Origin of the sequence: Pseudidiomarina woesei (genome assembly GCF_001418345.1) — a bacterium.
Lineage (GTDB): Bacteria > Pseudomonadota > Gammaproteobacteria > Enterobacterales > Alteromonadaceae > Pseudidiomarina > Pseudidiomarina woesei.
This window is the reverse complement of sequence record NZ_LIPW01000004.1, coordinates 47558-66500: the sequence shown is the minus strand read 5'-3', so window position 1 is coordinate 66500 and position 18943 is coordinate 47558. Positions and strand designations below refer to the sequence as shown.

General features: G+C 51.0%; 18 protein-coding genes. 16 read left to right on the top strand and 2 right to left on the bottom strand.

What is annotated here, in order from left to right; all coding sequences use genetic code 11:
* Positions 1-6: 6 nt before the first annotated feature.
* Positions 7-654 carry a uracil-DNA glycosylase gene (ung, locus tag ASC40_RS07580; RefSeq protein ID WP_055439198.1) on the top strand — a complete coding sequence of 216 codons (648 nt, stop codon included), beginning with the start codon at positions 7-9 and terminating at the stop codon, positions 652-654.
* 97 nt (positions 655-751) lie between these two features.
* Here the strand turns inward: ung and ASC40_RS11775 are convergent, their stop codons facing one another.
* Positions 752-916 (bottom strand): DUF3545 family protein, encoded by a 165-nt coding sequence (locus ASC40_RS11775; RefSeq protein ID WP_072243416.1) that lies wholly within the window; start codon positions 914-916, stop codon positions 752-754.
* A 201-nt stretch (positions 917-1117) separates the two neighbouring features.
* Here ASC40_RS11775 and suhB point away from each other — a divergent pair, with 201 nt between their 5' ends.
* The 10 genes from suhB to ASC40_RS07530 all read left to right on the top strand — a co-directional run bounded on the left by suhB (position 1118) and on the right by ASC40_RS07530 (position 11581).
* A complete protein-coding gene (gene suhB, locus ASC40_RS07575) occupies positions 1118-1918 on the top strand; it encodes an inositol-1-monophosphatase (RefSeq protein WP_055439197.1) in 801 nt (266 codons plus the stop codon).
* 140 nt (positions 1919-2058) lie between these two features.
* Positions 2059-2769 carry a tRNA (cytosine(32)/uridine(32)-2'-O)-methyltransferase TrmJ gene (gene trmJ / locus ASC40_RS07570; RefSeq protein ID WP_055439196.1) on the top strand — a complete coding sequence of 237 codons (711 nt, stop codon included), beginning with the start codon at positions 2059-2061 and terminating at the stop codon, positions 2767-2769.
* A 267-nt stretch (positions 2770-3036) separates the two neighbouring features.
* Positions 3037-3519: a Fe-S cluster assembly transcriptional regulator IscR gene (iscR, locus tag ASC40_RS07565; protein ID WP_055439195.1), complete on the top strand. Its 483-nt coding sequence runs from the start codon at positions 3037-3039 to the stop codon at positions 3517-3519.
* A 25-nt stretch (positions 3520-3544) separates the two neighbouring features.
* Positions 3545-4759 carry an IscS subfamily cysteine desulfurase gene (locus ASC40_RS07560; RefSeq protein ID WP_055439194.1) on the top strand — a complete coding sequence of 405 codons (1215 nt, stop codon included), beginning with the start codon at positions 3545-3547 and terminating at the stop codon, positions 4757-4759.
* Between the two features lie 15 nt (positions 4760-4774).
* On the top strand, positions 4775-5158 hold the full coding sequence (iscU, locus tag ASC40_RS07555; RefSeq protein WP_055439193.1) for a Fe-S cluster assembly scaffold IscU: 384 nt from the start codon (positions 4775-4777) through the stop codon (positions 5156-5158).
* 12 nt (positions 5159-5170) lie between these two features.
* Positions 5171-5494 carry an iron-sulfur cluster assembly protein IscA gene (gene iscA, locus ASC40_RS07550; RefSeq protein WP_055439192.1) on the top strand — a complete coding sequence of 108 codons (324 nt, stop codon included), beginning with the start codon at positions 5171-5173 and terminating at the stop codon, positions 5492-5494.
* Between the two features lie 9 nt (positions 5495-5503).
* Complete coding sequence (gene hscB, locus ASC40_RS07545; protein ID WP_055439191.1) at positions 5504-6004, top strand: co-chaperone HscB; 501 nt, start codon at positions 5504-5506, stop codon at positions 6002-6004.
* Between the two features lie 90 nt (positions 6005-6094).
* Positions 6095-8170 (top strand): molecular chaperone HscA, encoded by a 2076-nt coding sequence (hscA, locus tag ASC40_RS12020; RefSeq protein ID WP_055439190.1) that lies wholly within the window; start codon positions 6095-6097, stop codon positions 8168-8170.
* A 147-nt stretch (positions 8171-8317) separates the two neighbouring features.
* Positions 8318-8656, top strand: a complete 339-nt coding sequence (gene fdx, locus ASC40_RS07535) for an ISC system 2Fe-2S type ferredoxin (RefSeq protein ID WP_055439189.1) — start codon at positions 8318-8320, stop codon at positions 8654-8656.
* 177 nt (positions 8657-8833) lie between these two features.
* Complete coding sequence (locus ASC40_RS07530; protein ID WP_141656128.1) at positions 8834-11581, top strand: Ig-like domain-containing protein; 2748 nt, start codon at positions 8834-8836, stop codon at positions 11579-11581.
* A 49-nt stretch (positions 11582-11630) separates the two neighbouring features.
* Here ASC40_RS07530 and msrA read toward each other — a convergent pair whose 3' ends face one another.
* The gene (msrA, locus tag ASC40_RS07525) at positions 11631-12164 is read right to left on the bottom strand and encodes a peptide-methionine (S)-S-oxide reductase MsrA (protein WP_055439187.1); all 534 of its coding nucleotides are present in this window, start codon (positions 12162-12164) and stop codon (positions 11631-11633) included.
* A gap of 294 nt (positions 12165-12458) precedes the next feature.
* Between msrA and ASC40_RS07520 the strand changes: the two genes are divergently transcribed.
* The 5 genes from ASC40_RS07520 to ASC40_RS07500 all read left to right on the top strand — a co-directional run bounded on the left by ASC40_RS07520 (position 12459) and on the right by ASC40_RS07500 (position 18841).
* Positions 12459-14963 (top strand): hypothetical protein, encoded by a 2505-nt coding sequence (locus ASC40_RS07520; RefSeq protein WP_055439186.1) that lies wholly within the window; start codon positions 12459-12461, stop codon positions 14961-14963.
* Between the two features lie 161 nt (positions 14964-15124).
* Positions 15125-15556 (top strand): nucleoside-diphosphate kinase, encoded by a 432-nt coding sequence (ndk, locus tag ASC40_RS07515; protein WP_055439185.1) that lies wholly within the window; start codon positions 15125-15127, stop codon positions 15554-15556.
* 136 nt (positions 15557-15692) lie between these two features.
* A complete protein-coding gene (gene rlmN, locus ASC40_RS07510) occupies positions 15693-16826 on the top strand; it encodes a dual-specificity RNA methyltransferase RlmN (protein ID WP_055439184.1) in 1134 nt (377 codons plus the stop codon).
* A gap of 74 nt (positions 16827-16900) precedes the next feature.
* The gene (gene pilW, locus ASC40_RS07505) at positions 16901-17665 is read left to right on the top strand and encodes a type IV pilus biogenesis/stability protein PilW (protein WP_055439183.1); all 765 of its coding nucleotides are present in this window, start codon (positions 16901-16903) and stop codon (positions 17663-17665) included.
* A 24-nt stretch (positions 17666-17689) separates the two neighbouring features.
* On the top strand, positions 17690-18841 hold the full coding sequence (locus ASC40_RS07500) for a RodZ domain-containing protein (RefSeq protein ID WP_055439182.1): 1152 nt from the start codon (positions 17690-17692) through the stop codon (positions 18839-18841).
* The last annotated feature ends 102 nt before the right edge of the window (positions 18842-18943 follow it).

Below are 18943 nucleotides of genomic sequence, written 5' to 3'. Positions count from 1 at the left end.
CGCAACGTGACTGTTACCACCTGGCAAGACGTATTAGCCGAAGAAAAGCAAGCAGCTTACTTTGTTGAGCTGCTTGCTCGCGTGCAAGCTGAGCGTGACGCGGGTAAAGCCATTTATCCGCCCGCTGCTGAAGTGTTTGCCGCACTGAAATTAACACCGCTTGCCAATGTTCGTGTGGTTATTTTAGGGCAAGACCCATACCACGGCCCCGGCCAAGCCCATGGTCTCTGTTTTTCAGTACCCGAAGGCGTTAAGAATCCGCCTTCGTTGCGCAACATATTTAAAGCAATACAGCACGACTACCCTAATTTTGAGGTGCCTAAATCGGGTGACTTAACCCACTGGGCCGAGCAGGGCGTCTTGTTGCTAAATACGGTGTTGACGGTAGAGCAGGGCAAAGCGCACTCGCACGCCAAATGGGGTTGGGAAACCTTTACCGACCGCGTTATTGAAGCAGTGAATGAACACCGGGAAGGCGTGGTGTTTTTACTCTGGGGCGCCCATGCGCAAAAGAAGGGCGCGCTCATTGACCGCGCACGGCATCATGTATTGGAAGCTGTGCATCCATCGCCATTGTCAGCGCATCGCGGCTTTCTCACAGCCGGCCACTTCCGCCGCACCAACGAACTTTTGGCGAAGCCAATTCTGTGGTAGCCCGGCGTTTTACGCCGGGCAGTGCGCAGCACTGTTATTGCTTGTTATCAGGCGATGTAGAATCACCGCCTTCGGCGTCCCGGCGTGCAACGCCGGGCTACAGATCAAATTCGTCGAGGTCGGCGTCAAAGTCGAAATCCATATCGCGCAACTCATCGCGCAACCGATACTTCTCTTTCAACATTTCAATTTCACGCCATTTGCGTGGGGCATTTTTCTTAGACTTAGATTCAACTTGCTTTAGCTCTTCTGAATGATCCATGGGACCCTCCGGCTTTTTTGTTATGTTGTTCTAATTTTCTTGCGTAGCGCAACAGCGTTATAACATAACCGATTAAAAAACGGAACATAAATGTACAAATGCTAACCACCCTAGGCTTCTTTGCCTTAACTTGCATCGCTGTCGCAAACTGCGTATAATCCGCGGCCACAAAATTGTTCTTTCACAGCACAGGTAATTGGTATGCATCCGATGTTAAACATAGCGGTGCGCGCAGCGCGTGCGGCCGGCAAAATTTTAGTCAAAAACTTTGGCGTAGAAGTTGACCTTAATGTTCAAACGAAAAGCCAAAACGATTTCGTCACCGAACTCGACAAAGCGGCTGAAAGTGCCATCATTCGCACCATTCAAAAAGCTTACCCAGACCACTCGTTTCTTGCTGAAGAAAGCGGCGAGCAGGTAGGTAAAGAAGCCGATCACAAGTGGATTATTGACCCACTCGACGGCACCACCAATTACTTGCGCGGTGTTCCTCATTTCGCCATCTCAATTGCTTATTTATACAAAGACGTCGTGCAAGCGGCCGTCGTATATGACCCATTGCGTGAAGAATTATTTACCGCCTCAAAAGGCCAAGGCGCACAGCTCAACGGTAAGCGTATTCGTGCCACCAAACAGCGCGACCTCAACGGCGCCTTGTTAGCTACCGGCTTCCCATTCAAGCGCAAAGACATGACCAAAGACTACTTGGCCGTATTCTCGGCATTGTTCGAGCACACCGCAGACATGCGTCGCAGCGGCTCAGCAGCGCTTGACTTAGTTTATGTTGCTAACGGCCGCATCGACGGCTTCTGGGAATTTAGCTTGAAGCCGTGGGACATTGCCGCAGGCCAACTAATTGTGCGTGAAGCGGGCGGTATTGTGACTGACTTTGCTGGCGGTCATGGCTTTATGCGTAGCGGCAACGTGGTTGCGGGCAACCCGAAAGTGGTGCAGCACTTGCTCACCAAAGCCCGCCCGCACTTACCTGAAAGCTTGAAGTAGCCCGGCGTTGTACGCCGGGAGGTGCGTAGCACCGTGAATGTTGAATTGAAAGCCTATCGCCAGAAAGTTAAGTATAACCGTGGCGAAGCCACGTCCCGGCGTAAAACGCCGGGCTACGGCAAAATAGTTGAGGTTTTAATATGCTGGAAAGAATTCGGATAGTACTCGTTAACACCAGCCACACCGGCAATATTGGCTCAGTCGCGCGCGCCATGAAAACCATGGGGCTAAGCGAACTGTACTTGGTCGACCCAGTGCAAGAACCCGACAGCCATGCCTCAGCGCTAGCGGCCGGTGCCACCGACGTGCTGTACAATGCGAAAATAGTACCGACCTTAAGCGAAGCCATCGCCGACTGCGGCCTCGTGGTTGGCACCAGTGCTCGCAATCGTACACTCGACTGGCCATTGCTTGGCCCGCGCGAAACCGCCGCCAAAGTTCTAGCCGAAGCACCCAATTACCCAGTAGCTATGGTGTTCGGGCGCGAAAGCAGCGGCCTAACCAACGACGAGCTGCAACAATGCACTCACCATGTGCATATTCCGTCAAACCCAGATTACAGCTCATTGAACTTGGCCATGGCGGTGCAAACCTTAGCCTACGAAGTGCGCATGCAATTCTTAGAAGCAGACGAGAAGCCACAACGTGAGCAAAGTGAGTACCCACTCGCTGAAGATCTAGAACGCTTCTACGCGCATCTAGAAAACACGCTGACTGACACTGGCTTTATCATTAAGAATCACCCAGGTCAGGTGATGGCGAAGCTACGTCGGTTGTTTAGTCGGGCGCGCCCAGAGTCGGCCGAGCTCAATATTCTGCGCGGCATTCTCACCTCAATCGATAAAAAGTAGCCCGGCGTTCCACGCCGGGAGGTGCGCAGCACCGTGAATGTCGAATTGAATGAATATCGCCGAATAGTGGGCAATAACATCGCCGAATAGCGGGCAATAACAGCGCTTCGCGCTACCCGGCGTAGAACGCCGGGCTACGGTATTCGCGGCTTCGCGCTACCCGGCGTGGAACGCCGGGCTACGGTATTCGCGACTTGTCGCGAATACTTGACTAAATTAGTCGGGAATGGCAGAATTACGGCATACATTTAAGGAGGCAACACCGCTATGCGCTTAACCTCAAAAGGCCGTTACGCCGTTACCGCAATGCTCGACGTAGCGCTACATACAGAACAAGGGCCAGTGCCATTGGCTGATATTTCAGAACGCCAAGGCATTTCGTTAAGTTATCTTGAACAATTATTTGCGCGCTTACGTAAGCAAGGACTAGTTAGCAGTGTGCGTGGGCCTGGTGGCGGTTACCGCTTAGGGCTTGAAGCTAGCATGATTTCAATTAGCGCTGTTATTCAAGCGGTTGACGAAAGCATTGACGCTACCCGTTGCCAAGGTAAAGGCGGTTGCCAAGGGGGCGCCCGTTGTTTAACCCATTCGCTATGGACAGACTTAAGCGAACGTATTGAAGATTTTCTAACCAGCATCACGCTGGCCGAATTGGTCACTCAAGAAGACATCGCCAAAGTGGCGCTACGCCAAAATAACCTGGCAAACGACCAGAAACGACGCGAAAACCAAATTGCATTGAGCCAGTAAGCAGTCTGGCAAGAGGAGTAGCCTGATGAAATTACCGATTTACTTTGATTACGCAGCAACCACCCCGGTTGACCCGCGTGTTGCCGAAAAAATGATTCAGTTCTTGACCCCAGAAGGTCAATACGGCAACCCAGCGTCGCGTTCACACCGTTTTGGTTGGCAAGCTGAAGAGGCAGTAGATATTGCCCGTAATCAAATTGCCGAATTAATTAACGCAGACCCGCGTGAAATTGTATTTACTTCAGGCGCGACTGAGTCAGATAACTTGGCCATTAAAGGCGCAGCTGAGTTCTACAGCAAAAAAGGTAAGCACATTATTACGGTGAAAACCGAGCACAAAGCAGTGCTAGACACCTGCCGCCAAATGGAGCGCGAAGGCTTCGAAGTCACTTATTTAGACGTTAAAGAAGACGGCTTGATTGACATGGACGTGTTCAAAGCAGCATTGCGTGAAGACACGGTGTTAGTTAGCGTTATGCACGTAAACAACGAAACTGGTGTTATCCAAGATATCGAAACCATCGGTAACTTGTGCCGCGCCAACAAAACTATTTTCCACGTGGACGGCGCCCAAAGCTGCGGTAAAATCGACGTTGATATGGAAAAAATGCCGATTGATTTGTTTAGCATTTCAGCTCACAAAATGTATGGCCCGAAAGGCATTGGCGCCTTGTATGTGCGTCGTAAGCCACGGGTACGTTTAAACGCCCAAATGCACGGCGGCGGTCATGAGCGCGGTATGCGTTCAGGCACCTTGGCAACCCACCAAATTGCTGGTTTCGGTGAAGCTGCACGCATTGCCAAAGCAGAAATGGCGGCAGAGCGTGAGCGCTTCAAAATGCTGCACGACCGCTTGTGGAACGGCGTAAAAGATATCGAAGAAGTGTATGTAAACGGCGACCAAGAGCATGCTGTGCCACACATCTTCAACATTAGCTTTAACTTTGTGGAGGGCGAAAGCCTGATTATGGCACTGAAAGACCTTGCGGTTTCTTCAGGTTCAGCCTGTACATCAGCTAGCCTTGAGCCATCGTACGTATTGCGCGCTCTAGGCCGCAATGACGAGTTGGCACATAGCTCAATTCGCTTCAGCTTCGGCCGTTTTACTACCGAAGAAGAAGTTGATTACGCCATTAAGCAAATCAACAGTTCAATTGGTCGCTTGCGCGACATGTCACCCCTTTGGGAAATGTACAAAGACGGCGTCGACTTAAGCACCGTCGAGTGGGCGGCACACTAAGAGAGGTATCACGGTATGGCATATAGTGAAAAAGTAATCGACCATTATGAGAACCCGCGCAACGTAGGCGCATTCGACAAAAATGACCCGTCAATTGCAACCGGTATGGTCGGCGCACCAGCTTGTGGTGACGTTATGAAACTGCAATTGAAAATTAACGACGACGGCATTATTGAAGACGCCAAGTTCAAAACCTACGGGTGTGGTTCGGCTATCGCGTCTAGCTCGTTGGTGACTGAGTGGGTAAAAGGCAAGTCTATTGACGAAGCATCGCAGTTGAAAAATACGCAAATTGCAGAAGAGCTTGCACTGCCACCGGTTAAAATTCACTGCTCAATTTTGGCCGAAGACGCCATTAAAGCAGCGATTGCTGACTACAAAACGAAACACGCTAAATAATTAGGTTTCAGCATGGCAATTACGATTACCGAAGCCGCAGCGCAACGCGCGCGCGCGTTTTTGGAACAACGAGGCAAAGGTGTGGGTATACGCTTGGGGGTGAAAACCACCGGCTGCTCAGGCCTAGCCTATGTGATGGAATTTGTCGACGACGTTGAAGACACCGACACCATTATTGAAGACAAAGGCGTGAATATTGTCATTGATGGTAAAAGCTTGGTGTACCTAGACGGCACCGAAATCGATTTCGTCAAAGAAGGTTTGAACGAAGGCTTTGAGTTTCGCAATCCGAACGCCAAAGGCGAGTGTGGTTGTGGCGAAAGTTTCAACGTATAGCAGCCGATAATGAACCATTTCGAACTGTTTAATCTGCCCGCCGCATTCCAGTTGGATGCGGCGGAGCTACAACAGCGCTACCGCAAACTGCAACAAACCATGCATCCCGATCGGTTTGCCAACGGCAGTGAGCGCGACAAACTGCTCGCGGTACAGCGCACCGCGCAACTTAACGATGCCTATCAAACCCTACGTTCACCGTTGTCGCGAGCAGAGTACCTGCTTGAATTACGCGGCATTGACCTTGCGCACGAGCAGACCACGCTGCAAGATCCTGAGTTTCTCATGGCGCAAATGGAATGGCGTGAACGCATTGAAGAAGTCGATGATTGGGAATCGTTAGATGCGGCTTACAAAGACTTGCAAGAGCAAATGCGTGATTTGCAGGCGGAGCTGGAAGGGTTTTTAGCTGAAGATGCGAATGACAATGCGGCGATTACGGTGCGCAAGCTAAAATTCATGCACAAGCTGCACCACGAACTCGAACGCATTGAAGAACAAATGGAATAAAGGCGTTACTGGTTATTCGTTAGTCGTTACTCGAAAAAGCGTAAACACCAACGAATAACGAATAACGAATAACGAAAAACGAGGTAATGAATGGCTTTACTACAAATTGCAGAACCCGGGCAAAGCACCGCGCCGCACCAACATCGACTTGCCGCCGGCATCGACTTGGGCACCACCAACTCATTGGTGGCCAGCGTTCGCAGCGGTTCACCGGTTATTTTGCGAGATGAGCAAGACCGCGCCATTTTACCATCGGTGGTGTATTACGGCGCCGACGAAGTATTGACCGGCCACGAAGCGTTAGCCAAACATGCGGATAAAACCATTGCCACGGAAAACACCATTGTTTCCGTGAAGCGCTTTATTGGCCGCACCATTGCTGACGTGCAAAAGAATTTCTCGAACCTGCCATATCGCATGAGCGAAACCGATAACGGCGTACCGGTGTTTCATACGGCAGCGGGCGACCGCAACGCCGTTGAAGTGTCAGCTGACATATTGCGTACCCTTGCGGCGCGCGCTGAAGCGTCACTAGGCGGCGAGCTCACCGGCGTGGTGATTACCGTACCGGCTTATTTTGATGATGCCCAGCGCCAAAGCACCAAAGACGCGGCGCAACTGGCAGGCTTAAAAGTTTTACGCTTATTGAACGAGCCGACCGCAGCTGCGGTTGCTTATGGCCTTGATTCTGGCCAAGAAGGCCTGATAGCGGTGTATGACTTAGGCGGCGGTACTTTTGATATCTCTATTTTGCGCCTACAGGGCGGCGTGTTTGAAGTGCTCGCCACTGGCGGCGACAGCGCCCTTGGCGGTGACGACTTTGACCAATTGATTGTCAATTGGCTGAAGCAAGAATGGCAATTGCCTGACAGCGTCGACGCCCGCACCGAACGCGACCTCGTTAACGCTGCCAAAGCCGCAAAAGAGCAATTAACCGACGTCAATTGCGTCGTAGCCCGGCGTTCCACGCCGGGTGGCGCAGCCGTTAATGCCGAATCCAACAGCGATATCGAGCCGGGTGGCGCAGCCGTTAATCTCGAATCCAACAGCGATATCGAGCCGGGTGGCGCAGCCGTTAATGCCGAATTCACCAGCGATATCGAGCCGGGTGGCGCAGCCGTTAATGCCGAATTCACCATCGAAGCGCATGACGAATCAACCCTTGATCCCCGGCGTGAAACGCCGGGCTACGCGGTACTAACGCGTGAGAAGCTGAACGAGCTTATTGAGCCTCTGGTGCGCCGCACTTTGTCAGCCTGCCGTCGCGCCCTAAAAGACGCCGACGTTAGCGCCGATGAAATCATCGACGTCGTTATGGTAGGCGGCTCAACCCGGGTACCGCGTGTACGCGAAGCAGTGGGCGAGTTTTTTGCCCGCCAGCCGTTAACCTCAATTGACCCAGACCAAGTCGTCGCCATTGGCGCCGCCATTCAGGCTGACATTTTAGCCGGCAACAAGCCCGACTCAGACATGTTGCTGCTAGACGTCATTCCATTGTCGCTCGGCCTTGAAACCATGGGCGGCCTGGTAGAAAAAGTGATTTCGCGTAACACCACAATTCCAGTGGCCAAAGCGCAAGAATTTACCACCTTCAAAGACGGCCAAACCGCGATGATGATTCACGTGGTGCAGGGCGAACGTGAACTAGTAGACGACTGTCGCAGTTTAGCGCGCTTTGTATTAACCGACATACCGCCAATGGCCGCCGGTGCCGCACATATTCGGGTTACCTTTCAAGTTGACGCCGACGGTTTGCTAAGCGTTACCGCCATGGAAAAATCCAGTGGCGTTACCGCGTCGGTACAGGTAAAACCATCGTACGGCTTGGGCGATGACGACATTACCAAAATGATTCAGTCATCCATGACCAACGCCAAAGAAGACATGGCCGCACGCATGTTGCGCGAACAGCAAGTTGAAGCCGACCGCGTGCTTGAAGCATTAAGCAGCGCCTTGGCCGTGGACGGAGAGTTATTGAATGACGACGAGCGCAGCGTGTTAGATGACGCTATGGACGCCCTGCGCATTGCGCGCAATGGCACCGACGCCGACGCCATAGAAAAAGCCATTGAAGCGGTCGACAAAGCGAGCGACGAATTCGCCGCCCGCCGCATGGACGCCAGCATCAGCAAAGCGCTCTCCGGCAAAAAAGCCGAAGAGCTGTAGCCCGGCGTTCCACGCCGGGTGGTGCGCAGCACCGTGAATGCTGAATTAAAAGGTGATGCTAAGTCGCCGACACCGCAGAAAAGTTTAGATTAACGGCACGTTGTGCCACCCGGCGTAGAACGCCGGGCTACGCGAGGTTTTTTATTTATGCCAAAGATTATTTTTTTACCGCACGAAGAACTTTGCCCAGAAGGCGCCGCCCTTGAAGCCCAAGACGGCGAAACCGTACTCGACGTTGCGCTGCGCAACGGCATCGGTATTGAACATGCGTGCGAAAAAGTATGCGCTTGCACCACCTGCCACGTGTACATACGCGAAGGCATGGACTCATTAAACGAAATCGAAGAAAACGAAGACGACATGCTCGACAAAGCCTGGGGCCTAGACCCAGACTCACGCCTTAGCTGCCAAGCCCGCTTAGACGGCGAAGACCTGGTTGTCGAAATTCCCAAATACAGCATCAACCACGCCAAAGAAAACCACTAATTTTTGTAGCAGAGAAGGGGGCGGCCACGGGGCCGCCCCGCTCTCCTTTTTTCACCTTTCTTGATATTGATCAATTTTTAACCTACCTTTTTTCTTTACCCAGTCTTAACGCTTCGTTAACCCTGGCCTCATACAAGCTGTACTCTTCAATGTTATGGCTGCCTGGAGGGCAGAACTATGTTTAAAAGAACAAAAACCATGTTGGCGCTAATGGGCGCCGGGCTTCTTTTCGGTTGTGGAAGCGATAACGATGATCCAACACCGCCACCACCACCGCCACCACCACCTGCCGCAACCTATGAATTATCCGGTACCGTAACCGGACTCGATGGAAGCTTAACCCTAGCCGCAGGCGACGAAGAACAAACCGTTACCGCAGATGGCACAGTTACTTTCGACACCGAATTTGAATCGGGTGATGAAGTTACCGTTAGCATTACCGAAGCACCTGATTTACAGAGCTGCGAAATTACCTCGGACACCACATTTACCTTCGATGACGCCGACATTAGCGACCTCGCAGTAACCTGTACTGACTTGGTGTTGTATAGCGCGGTAGACGACACAGCTGCGTCAACCGGTGGCGAAATCAGCATTGATGTGCTGGCCAACGACACCAGTGAGTACGCAACAACCTTTACTTTGGTGAGCGTAACCGAGCCGACCAATGGTGCGGCAGTTATTAGCGACACCACGATCACCTACACGCCAGACGATGGCTTTGCAGGTACTGACACCTTTATGTACACCGGTACCGATGGTGCGCAAGAAGACACCGCCACCGTAACGGTTACCGTTACCCAAACGGTTACAATTGCGGGCCGCGTAACTGACGGGCCTATTGCCAATGCTACGGTAACCGTGAGCATGAATGGCCAAACTTACACCGCCACAGCAGATGCCAACGGTGACTATCAATTAGAGTTGCCAGTGGTAGATTCTAACAACGGTGAACGCCCACGCTTAACCGCGCAAGGCGCCGACACCCAAAGCCACGTGCGTTTAAGTTCACGCTTGCCAAGCGCGGGTAGCATGCTTAACGCGGCCGGTGAAGACGGCACATTGGTGCGTGCGGAATCAGGCCAAGTGCAAGTGACGCAGCTAACCACCGCCGAAAACCTACAGCTAGAGCGCATTGCTTCAGCCTCGGGTGGTGAGATTAGCGACGACAACATTCAAGAACTAATGACTGAATACGACAACGAACTCGCTTTAGAAATGGCTGCCGCTATTAAGCTATTGGTGGATGATCCAAACTACCAACTACCTGAAGGCTATGAATCTATAGAAGAGTTTATTGCCGACGAAGAAGCGTATAACACCATGGTGGACGAAGCCGAAGCCAGTGGTGATCTTGAACGAGCGCTTGAAGAAACCATAAACGACCCAGAAGTAGCAGGCCCACCGCCAGGCACCGGTCTAGAAGACTATTACGGCGCTTATGTGGTAAATAACATTGGTAGCCGCTATACCGGTCGCTGGGCCCCAAGTTCAGTGTATTTATCGGCCGATGGTATGCGCGTAGGTACTACGTCAGGCTCCAATACGGCGACACCGGTGCCGCTAGTTGAGCTTGAAGATGGCTCATGGGAAGCCGCAACGTCATCAACGAGTGACTACAACATTAACTTCTTCAGCTTGGTGAATATCTGGGGCGTACAAATGGAGGCATCAGTAGCGGTTGCGCTCGAAGCCGCCATGAACGAAACCCAGTGGCCATTCCCAATTGAGAACGCCAACGACGTTATTAAAGTTATTTCAAGCAATGAAAACTCGCTGGTACTGAACCGTGGTTATGAACGCCGTTTCTTAGCGTACACTTTCACCTGGGAAGGCGTGGAGTATACCATTCCAGAGCAAATGCTTGAACCTGCTGACTACGTACAAACATGGTTGCCAAAAGCAAGCTTAATGTCGGGAATCGCGATTGAAGTTCCCAATAACTCGCAGTGGGTTGTGCCGCAAATATTTGACTATTACGCAGATATTAACCCTGAATACCAATGGGGTGAAGACTTCTGGTATGACTCGCAATTAGTCACCATGACACAAACCACAGCAACTACGGGTACTTACACCAATGACTTAACTGGTGCGACCGGTACCTGGAGCTTATCGGAAGATGGTACGGCACTTACGTTAATAACTGAAATTGACGAAGGCAATGCAGAAATCACCTTGTGGTATTCGCGCAAAGACCAGCACGTGGCCGAGTTCTTAGCGCAAATTGACTACATTGATGAAGGCGAAGCCATTGATGTTATCACTATTGAGCGAGGCGGCATGATCAGCGATGAACTCGCTATTGAGTCACTTATTCATGCTGATGACGAAATGAATCTCGCTTTGGTGAATATGCAAGCCGATGACTGGGGCGACAATGGCCCAATTTACGGTGGCGACATTGGCTGGCTTTACGGTTGGCATTTAGCGGCATCGGGCGATTTGCAATTCTTGGTTGCTTATTGTGATGATCCGGACTATTTCGACGACTATTTATGTTCAGTTGAAGGAACATACTGGCATCAGTCGAACGAGGGCGAAGGTGAAATTTGGGTCACAACCGACGACTTCTTACACCTAGTACGCCCGCAGCGTACCTCTGCACCTGAATGTACGGGTGAAATTGCCTGTGGTGGCCGCTTTGTTAGCCCAATAAGCTACAACGCATCTACCGGTATTATGACCATACTAGAAATGGAATTGGTTGGTGATGGCAGCCCAGCTGACATTTACCAATTAAGCGACGGTGTGGTTGAAGGTGGGGTATACCAATGGATTGCACCGCGCATTAACTACTGGACTAGCATTCCATTTAATGGCACTGGCCCAGGCAATGGCCCCGGGGTGACTAACCTCGAGTCGCCAATTAAAAAATACAACAAAGTACTGAAATGGAGCGATGAGTTAGGCGTTAAGCACTAAATCGTTATTGATGAAAAGGGGGGCGGCCTCGGGGCCGCCCCCTTTTATTTTAGCCATCTAACTTTTCGGCAAAAGTACGCTTAAACTTCGCTAGCTTAGGGTGCACCACAGCCTGACAATAGGCATTTTCGGGGTTACGTTCCACATAGTTCTCGTGGTAGTCCTCAGCGGGCCAGAATTTTTCCAACGGCTCAACGGTTGTCACAATGGGCGCGTCCCAAATTTTGTCACGCTCTTGTTCGGCGATAATTTCTTCCGCTAATCTTTTTTGTTCGTCAGTTTGGTAAAAAATAGAGGTGCGATATTGCGTACCAACGTCGTTACCTTGGCGGTTAACTTGAGTTGGGTCGTGCAGCGCAAAGAAGATTTCATAAATTTCACGCACGCTCAAAGCGGCCGGATCAAAGGTGATTTGAACCACTTCCGCGTGGCCGGTATTGCCGGTGCAAACTTCTTCATAAGTTGGCTCCGCCTTGTGCCCTCCAGCATAGCCAGACTGCACTTTCAGCACGCCACGCACCTGCTTAAACGCACCTTCTAAGCACCAAAAACAACCGCCACCTAATGTAATTTGCTGCGCCATAACCACCTCATATTGAATCTTTAAATAGACGTCTAGATGCCCGTAGCATACGCCCGTTGCCCGCAAAGAGCAAGAGAAGGGTGCAGACCCAGATCCGCACCAAGGTCCGGACCAGGGTCTGCACCCCTCTCTACCCCTCTCTTATTATTTTTTAGTTGACTCATTGTAAATAAAATATATATTCAGTGTTAAATATAGCTGCGCTGAACAGTCACTTCTCCTGCCTTACCAATGTCACTGTGTTATCGCGATTAAAAGAACCAACACCTCATTGATTTTATAAGGAATTCCATAATGCCGTTATGGTCAAAATGCGCTTTAATTGTGTCAGCACTTATTGGTTTACATGCGTGTGGAGGGGGTGGTTCAGAGCCAACCAAAGAAACCGAAAAGCCGCCGGCCAGTTATACGCTTTCTGGCCAAGTCAGTGGCTTAAACGGTACTTTGACGCTGGCTGCAGGAGCAGAACAACTCGCGGTTGAGTACAACGGGCAATTTAGTTTTGCCACTGAATTCAATAGCGGAACAAGTGTTTCAGTCAGTATTGTCGAGCAACCCGAGCGGCAAAACTGCGAAATTACTTCCGCATCCAGCTTCACCTTTAACCAAGCGAATATCAGTTCACTGCGCATCGCGTGTACCTACACCGAAATTGTTATCACCGGCCAGATTCTTGATGACGTGGGTGAAAACGCGCAAATAAGCATGCCGCCGTACAACGACAACATTGTCTCGAGCAGCATTGACGGCAATGGTTATTACGAAATCGTGCTAGACGTAAATTCATCCACCGCCAGCGGTTTTGGAATAGCGCCAACAGCGCACGCTACAGCTGACAATCGGCCGGCTTTGTCACCATTAGAGCCAGAGCATGAAATTGCCGCGCAGATTATTGTCCAAGGGCAGGGTGAATGGTCGCCAATTACTTACAGCTCACGTTTAGTCGGGTTCAATAGTCTTATTAGTAGCGCTGGCGCCGATGGCGTATTAGACGCGACAGAACTTGCACAAGTTGACGTGAGTGCGTTTTCTACCGCTCGCGACGTACAAATTGAATTAACCAGCCGCGACATGCCGATTACTGCGGCAACCATGCATTTAATTGGCCAAGAGCTTGATCTTTGGCTGCAACTAGAAATGGCCGCGGCATTGCAACTATTAGTGCCTAATTACCTGCCGGAGTTAGCAGCAGCCGAGTTGACCACCCGCGATGTATTGGCGAATCGAATAGCCTACAGCAATTTTCTAAGTTTGCTGCACAAAGACGACATACAACAACGCGTCTATGAGTTAATTGATGACCCAAATGCCTTGGGCGACCGCAGCTGGGCTGACTTGCGCGGCGCCTACATTGCCATGGAACCTAGCCCTTACTTTTTGCCGCAAGTTGATGATCAACCGAACAAAATGAAGTTTTATTTTGAAGACGGCGGAGTGCTATTTACGCAGAACTTTATGGCCGGCGGCCTAACGCCGGTAACGATTGCAAACAATGGGCGCCTATTAACATTACCTATTCAGGGCTCCGGCAACACGGGGCAAATTCCCACGGATGATCCACGCTTTGGCTTAACAGCAGAAGAAATTGCCGCATTCGAAGTGGATTATTACAGCACCATTATTGTGCTCGCTTCTGAAATTGAGCGTGACATTGTGCTTGTCGGCCGCGACGACACCAGCATTTCGGTGCTAGAACGCGCGCGCAGAACCACCAAAGAACGAGCGTTCCCGTCGCCAACCTTAGGGCGCGACATTGTCTTTAAATCCATTTTGTACGCGTCATCGCAACAGGCACACCAGTTTGGCCGCATCAACGCTCTGCGTGAACGCGCACCGGCATTTGATATGAGCCAAACGAACCGCTACTTAATTCCGTTTACAGCGCTGAACCCGAGTGACTCGAGTATCGGAATTCGTGACGTGGGCACGCTAAAAGAAGTTACTTTGCATGCCGATGGCACGGCAACCGCCGCTGGCGTGGACGTTGTCGCGCAGTGGTCATTGTCGGCCGACCAAAAGGTGTTGCGCTTAGACGTGCCGTACAGCCAAATGGGTTCTCCGCCGGCCGTGCTTAAAATTGAACTATTCTGGCGCAAATATGACAGCTACGCCAAAGACATGGTGGCAAAATTTAGCTATAACCTAGGTGGCAACGCGGGCATCGACTATCAAATTAAGCAAGCGGCGCCAATTGTCGAGAACAGATACGCGACGGACTTATTGGTTACCCCAAGCGAGAGCAATGACATTCACTATCACGTTGAAAAATACAGCAACCTGTGGGACATCAACGTGGGCATGGTATACGGCAACTTGCTACGGGTGACCGACTCGAACAGCCCGGCCAACGCGTACAAATTTGGCAACGACCAACGTTCACAGTTGTTTATGCTGCGTTGCTTCAACTTTGATTTCGCGCGCGAACCAGGTGCGGTTATCGGCACTTGTGCCGACCAGCAATACACCTGGTACCCCACCGGATTGAGCGCCACATGGAGCCTAGTAGACCAGCGTATTTTTGTAGCTGACGGCAACTGCGACATCAACATTTATAACTGCCCGGGCAGCTCCTACAAAGTGCTGAATCACAACGCGGACCTAGGAACCTACCAAGTACAGTTTGGCCGCTACATTGTATTAGGCGACGTGGCCGACCCGTGGTTTACCGACACTGAATATAGCCTGGAGACCATGATCCAACTGCCTGCCATCCCAGTGATTAACCCACAGGCCGGCATTTCTAGTGCCTCCAAACAACTGCTAGAAGCGCCTTTGGCGAATTATCCGCGGTTGTTTTAGTGCGAGAAATAGAGAGAGAGGGGTGCAGACCCTGGTCCGGACCAGGGTCTGCACCCTTCTCCCCTCTAGCCGCGCGAGCGGCTTTTATGTATAATCCGCGCGACTAAAATTTTGACCCCTTACTTTCAATTTAAACTTATAAATCTTGATTGGAGAAAATCATGGCTTTAGAGCGCACTTTATCAATTATCAAGCCTGACGCAGTTGGCAAAAACGTCATCGGCGGCATCTACAACCGTTTCGAAACTGCGGGTTTCCGCATTGTTGCAGCAAAAATGATGCACTTAAGCACCGAGCAAGCAGAAGGCTTCTACGCTGAACACAAAGAGCGTCCTTTCTTCCGCGCATTGGTAGACTTCATGACTTCTGGCCCAATCATGGTGCAAGTACTTGAAGGCGAAGACGCAGTAAAACGTCACCGCGACATCATGGGCGCAACCAACCCAGCTGACGCATTGGCGGGAACTTTGCGTGCAGACTATGCTGTATCTATCGACGAGAACGCGGTTCACGGTTCTGACGCATTAGAATCAGCGGCGCGTGAAATTGCATACTTCTTCAGCGACGAAGAAATCTGCCCACGCACCCGCTAAAAGCTAAAGCGTTAATCGTTGTTCGTTAGTCGTTAATGGATTAACGACGCTGTGCGTCACCCGGCGTGAAACGCCGGGCTACGAAAAACGAACAACGAATAACGACCAACGAATATCGCACTAAGGTTTTAACTCAATGAATGCTGTAGACAAGAAAGTGAACTTACTCGACCTCGATCGCAAAGCCATGCGCGCGTTCTTTCAAGAGTTGGGTGAAAAACCATTTCGCGCCGACCAGGTGATGAAGTGGGTGTATCACTATTGCGTCGACAACTTTGACGAGATGACTAATCTCAACAAAGCACTCAGAGAAAAACTGAAGCAAATGGCGGAAATTCGTGCGCCAGAAGTGCGCATGCAGCAGCAATCGTCAGACGGCACCATCAAGTTCGCCATGACATTGTTCGACGGGCAAGACGTTGAAACGGTATGGATTCCAGACCGTGACCGCGCAACCCTGTGCGTGAGCTCACAAGTAGGCTGTGCGCTAGAGTGCACCTTCTGCTCAACCGCGCAACAAGGCTTTAACCGCAACCTGAAAGTGGCGGAAATTATTGGCCAAGTGTGGCGCGTGAACAAACTCCTTGGACCGTTTGCCGAAACCGGCGTTAAAGCCGTCACCAACGTGGTCATGATGGGTATGGGCGAACCACTACTTAATCTTAATAACGTGGTTCCAGCCATGGACTTAATGCTTGATGACAACGCGTTTGGCTTGTCGAAACGCCGGGTTACTTTAAGTACCTCAGGCGTGGTGCCGGCGCTGTATAAGCTGAAAGAAGAAATTGATGTGGCCCTAGCTATTTCTTTGCATGCGCCGAATGACGAGCTGCGCAACGAAATTGTGCCGATTAATAAAAAGTACAATATTCAAGAATTCTTAAAAGCTAGCCGCGACTATATTGACGGCAGCAAAGCCAATAAAAACATTACGATTGAGTACGTTATGCTTGACCACATTAATGACTCGATGGAGCAGGCGGCCGAGCTCGCAGAGCTACTTAAAGACACGCCTTGCAAAATTAACCTCATTCCGTTTAACCCGTTCCCGGGCTCAGACTACGGTCGCTCAAGCAACTCGCGCATAGACCGCTTTGCCAAAGTGCTGATGGAAAAAGGCTACATTGTGGTGGTGCGTCGTACTCGTGGCGACGACATTGACGCCGCGTGTGGTCAGTTAGTAGGTGATGTGATTGACCGCACCAAGCGCATTTTGAAAAAGCAGCAAGCTCAGCGCGGCGGCGACGGCATTCAAATAAAGGCGGTTTAACGCCACTTTCACACCGCATCGCTTGATCTGCCGCTTAGAAAGGTTAAGATAGCTTTCTTTATGGGGGACTTTTCATGCGAATACTGCTGTTAGCGCTTATTGCCGCAGTAATAAGCACCGGCTGTGTCAGTCAACGCACCGTTGACGGCAAACAACAACCGGCACAGCAATTTGATGCAAAAGAGGCGTCGCGCACGCGGCTAGCCTTGGGGTTACAATATTTGCGCTCCGGTAATTTCGAGCAAGCAAAAGCCAATTTAGAGCGCGCCCGCGACTATACCCCTGAAAACCCAGATGTTTATACCGGTCTTGCGTATTATTACCAACAAGTTCGTGACTTCACAAATGCGGAAAATTATTACCGTACCGCCATACGTTTGAACCCACAAGACGGCGACAGCTATAACAATCTTGGCGTCTTGTTATGTGGCCAAAAACGCTACAATGAAGCCGATCAAATGTTCCGCAAAGCCGTGGCGCAGTCGGGCTATGTGAAAATTGCCAGTACTTATCAAAATGCCGGCCGTTGTGCCGCCGAGCAAGGCGACTTAGCCAATGCTGATCGTTACTACGAGCTGGCGCTGAACCACAGCGGCGGCAGCGTGAATATTCTTGAAAATTACGCGACCTTGTTACTAGCGCAAAAACGCTACGACAAAGCCGCAACCATGATAGAGCGCCGCGCCAATTACCCACAATTGTCGGCGCAATATGTATGGCTTGAAGTGCAGTTAGCCGTTGCCCAAAACGACAAAAATAAGCAGCGACAATTTGGCGAATTGCTTCTACAGCGCTTTCCGAACTCCTCGCAAGCGCGCGAATACAAACAGTTGCTTTAGCAGCAGAACGAATAGCGAAACTACATGACTCCGAAAGACGATTTATTCGAACAAAACGACGATAAAGGCGAGGGCGCGGCTGACAACCAAGTGGAAGGTCAAGCAGCAGAGCAGCCTGAGCCATACACCGGCGAAACGCCTGGGCAAATTTTACGTGCCGCGCGCGAGGCCAAAGGCTTAAGCACTCAGCAAGTTGCCGACAGCTTACGTTTGCGCAACGCCGTGGTGGTAATAATTGAAGCCGACGACTACGACAAATTATCGTCGCCAACCTTCGTGCGCGGTTACCTACGCTCGTTCAGCAAAGCCCTTGAAGTAGACGAAAAGCGCGTATTTGAAGCCTACCGAGCTATGGGGTTTGGCGAAGTTGCTGCCAGCACCATTACCATGCAAAGCTTCTCAAAACGCAAAGTACGCGAACGCAATGACAGCCGTTTAATGCTAATTAGCTACTTAATTATTGCCATTGTGATTGCCATGGCGGTTATTTGGTGGTGGCAAGACTCGCAAGCCAACAACAGCTCGCAGAGCTTAACCGAACAACTACTGGGTGCAAATGACAGCGCCGAGCAAGCCAGTGAACAGCGCACCCCGGTAAGCCGCCGCGTGACCGAAGATGACGTACGCAGTGCTATCACCGACCCTAGTACCGCGACTGACGACGCTACTGGTACCGACACGGCAGGTGAAGACGGCGGAAATGGCGCAGACTCTGGCACTGCATCGAACACCAGTCTAGACACCACAGTTAGTGGCGAAGCGACCAGCGTAGGTAACCAAACTACTGGCAATTCAGCAAGTGAGCAGGGTGCGACAAATAATGACGCAGCACAAACCGTTACCGAAGCGCCTCAAAATGCCGATCGCGACAGCACTGCCGACACCCCCGAAAGCGGACAAGTCGTCAGCGAATCGCCCACTGCCAGCGCAAGCACTAGCGCAGATGAATTAGTCATAACCTTCAGCGACGCCTGCTGGGTAAAAGTAACCGACGCCACCGGCGAAGTTATTGCCATTGGCACCAAAGTAGCGGGCTACACGATGCCGCTGAACGGCCAAGCGCCATTTGATGTCATTTTGTGCAAGCCAGAAGCGGTGTCAATGACGTATAATAGTGAGCAAGTAGATTTAACTGGTTATCGCCGCAACCGCAGCGTCACCATGACTTTGAATTAAGAGCAACAACGATATTAGCTATTGGATATTAGATATTGGATCGGATGTTTCGGGTTTTGCTAATATCTAATATCTAATAGCTAATATCGGTCTTGCCGTTAA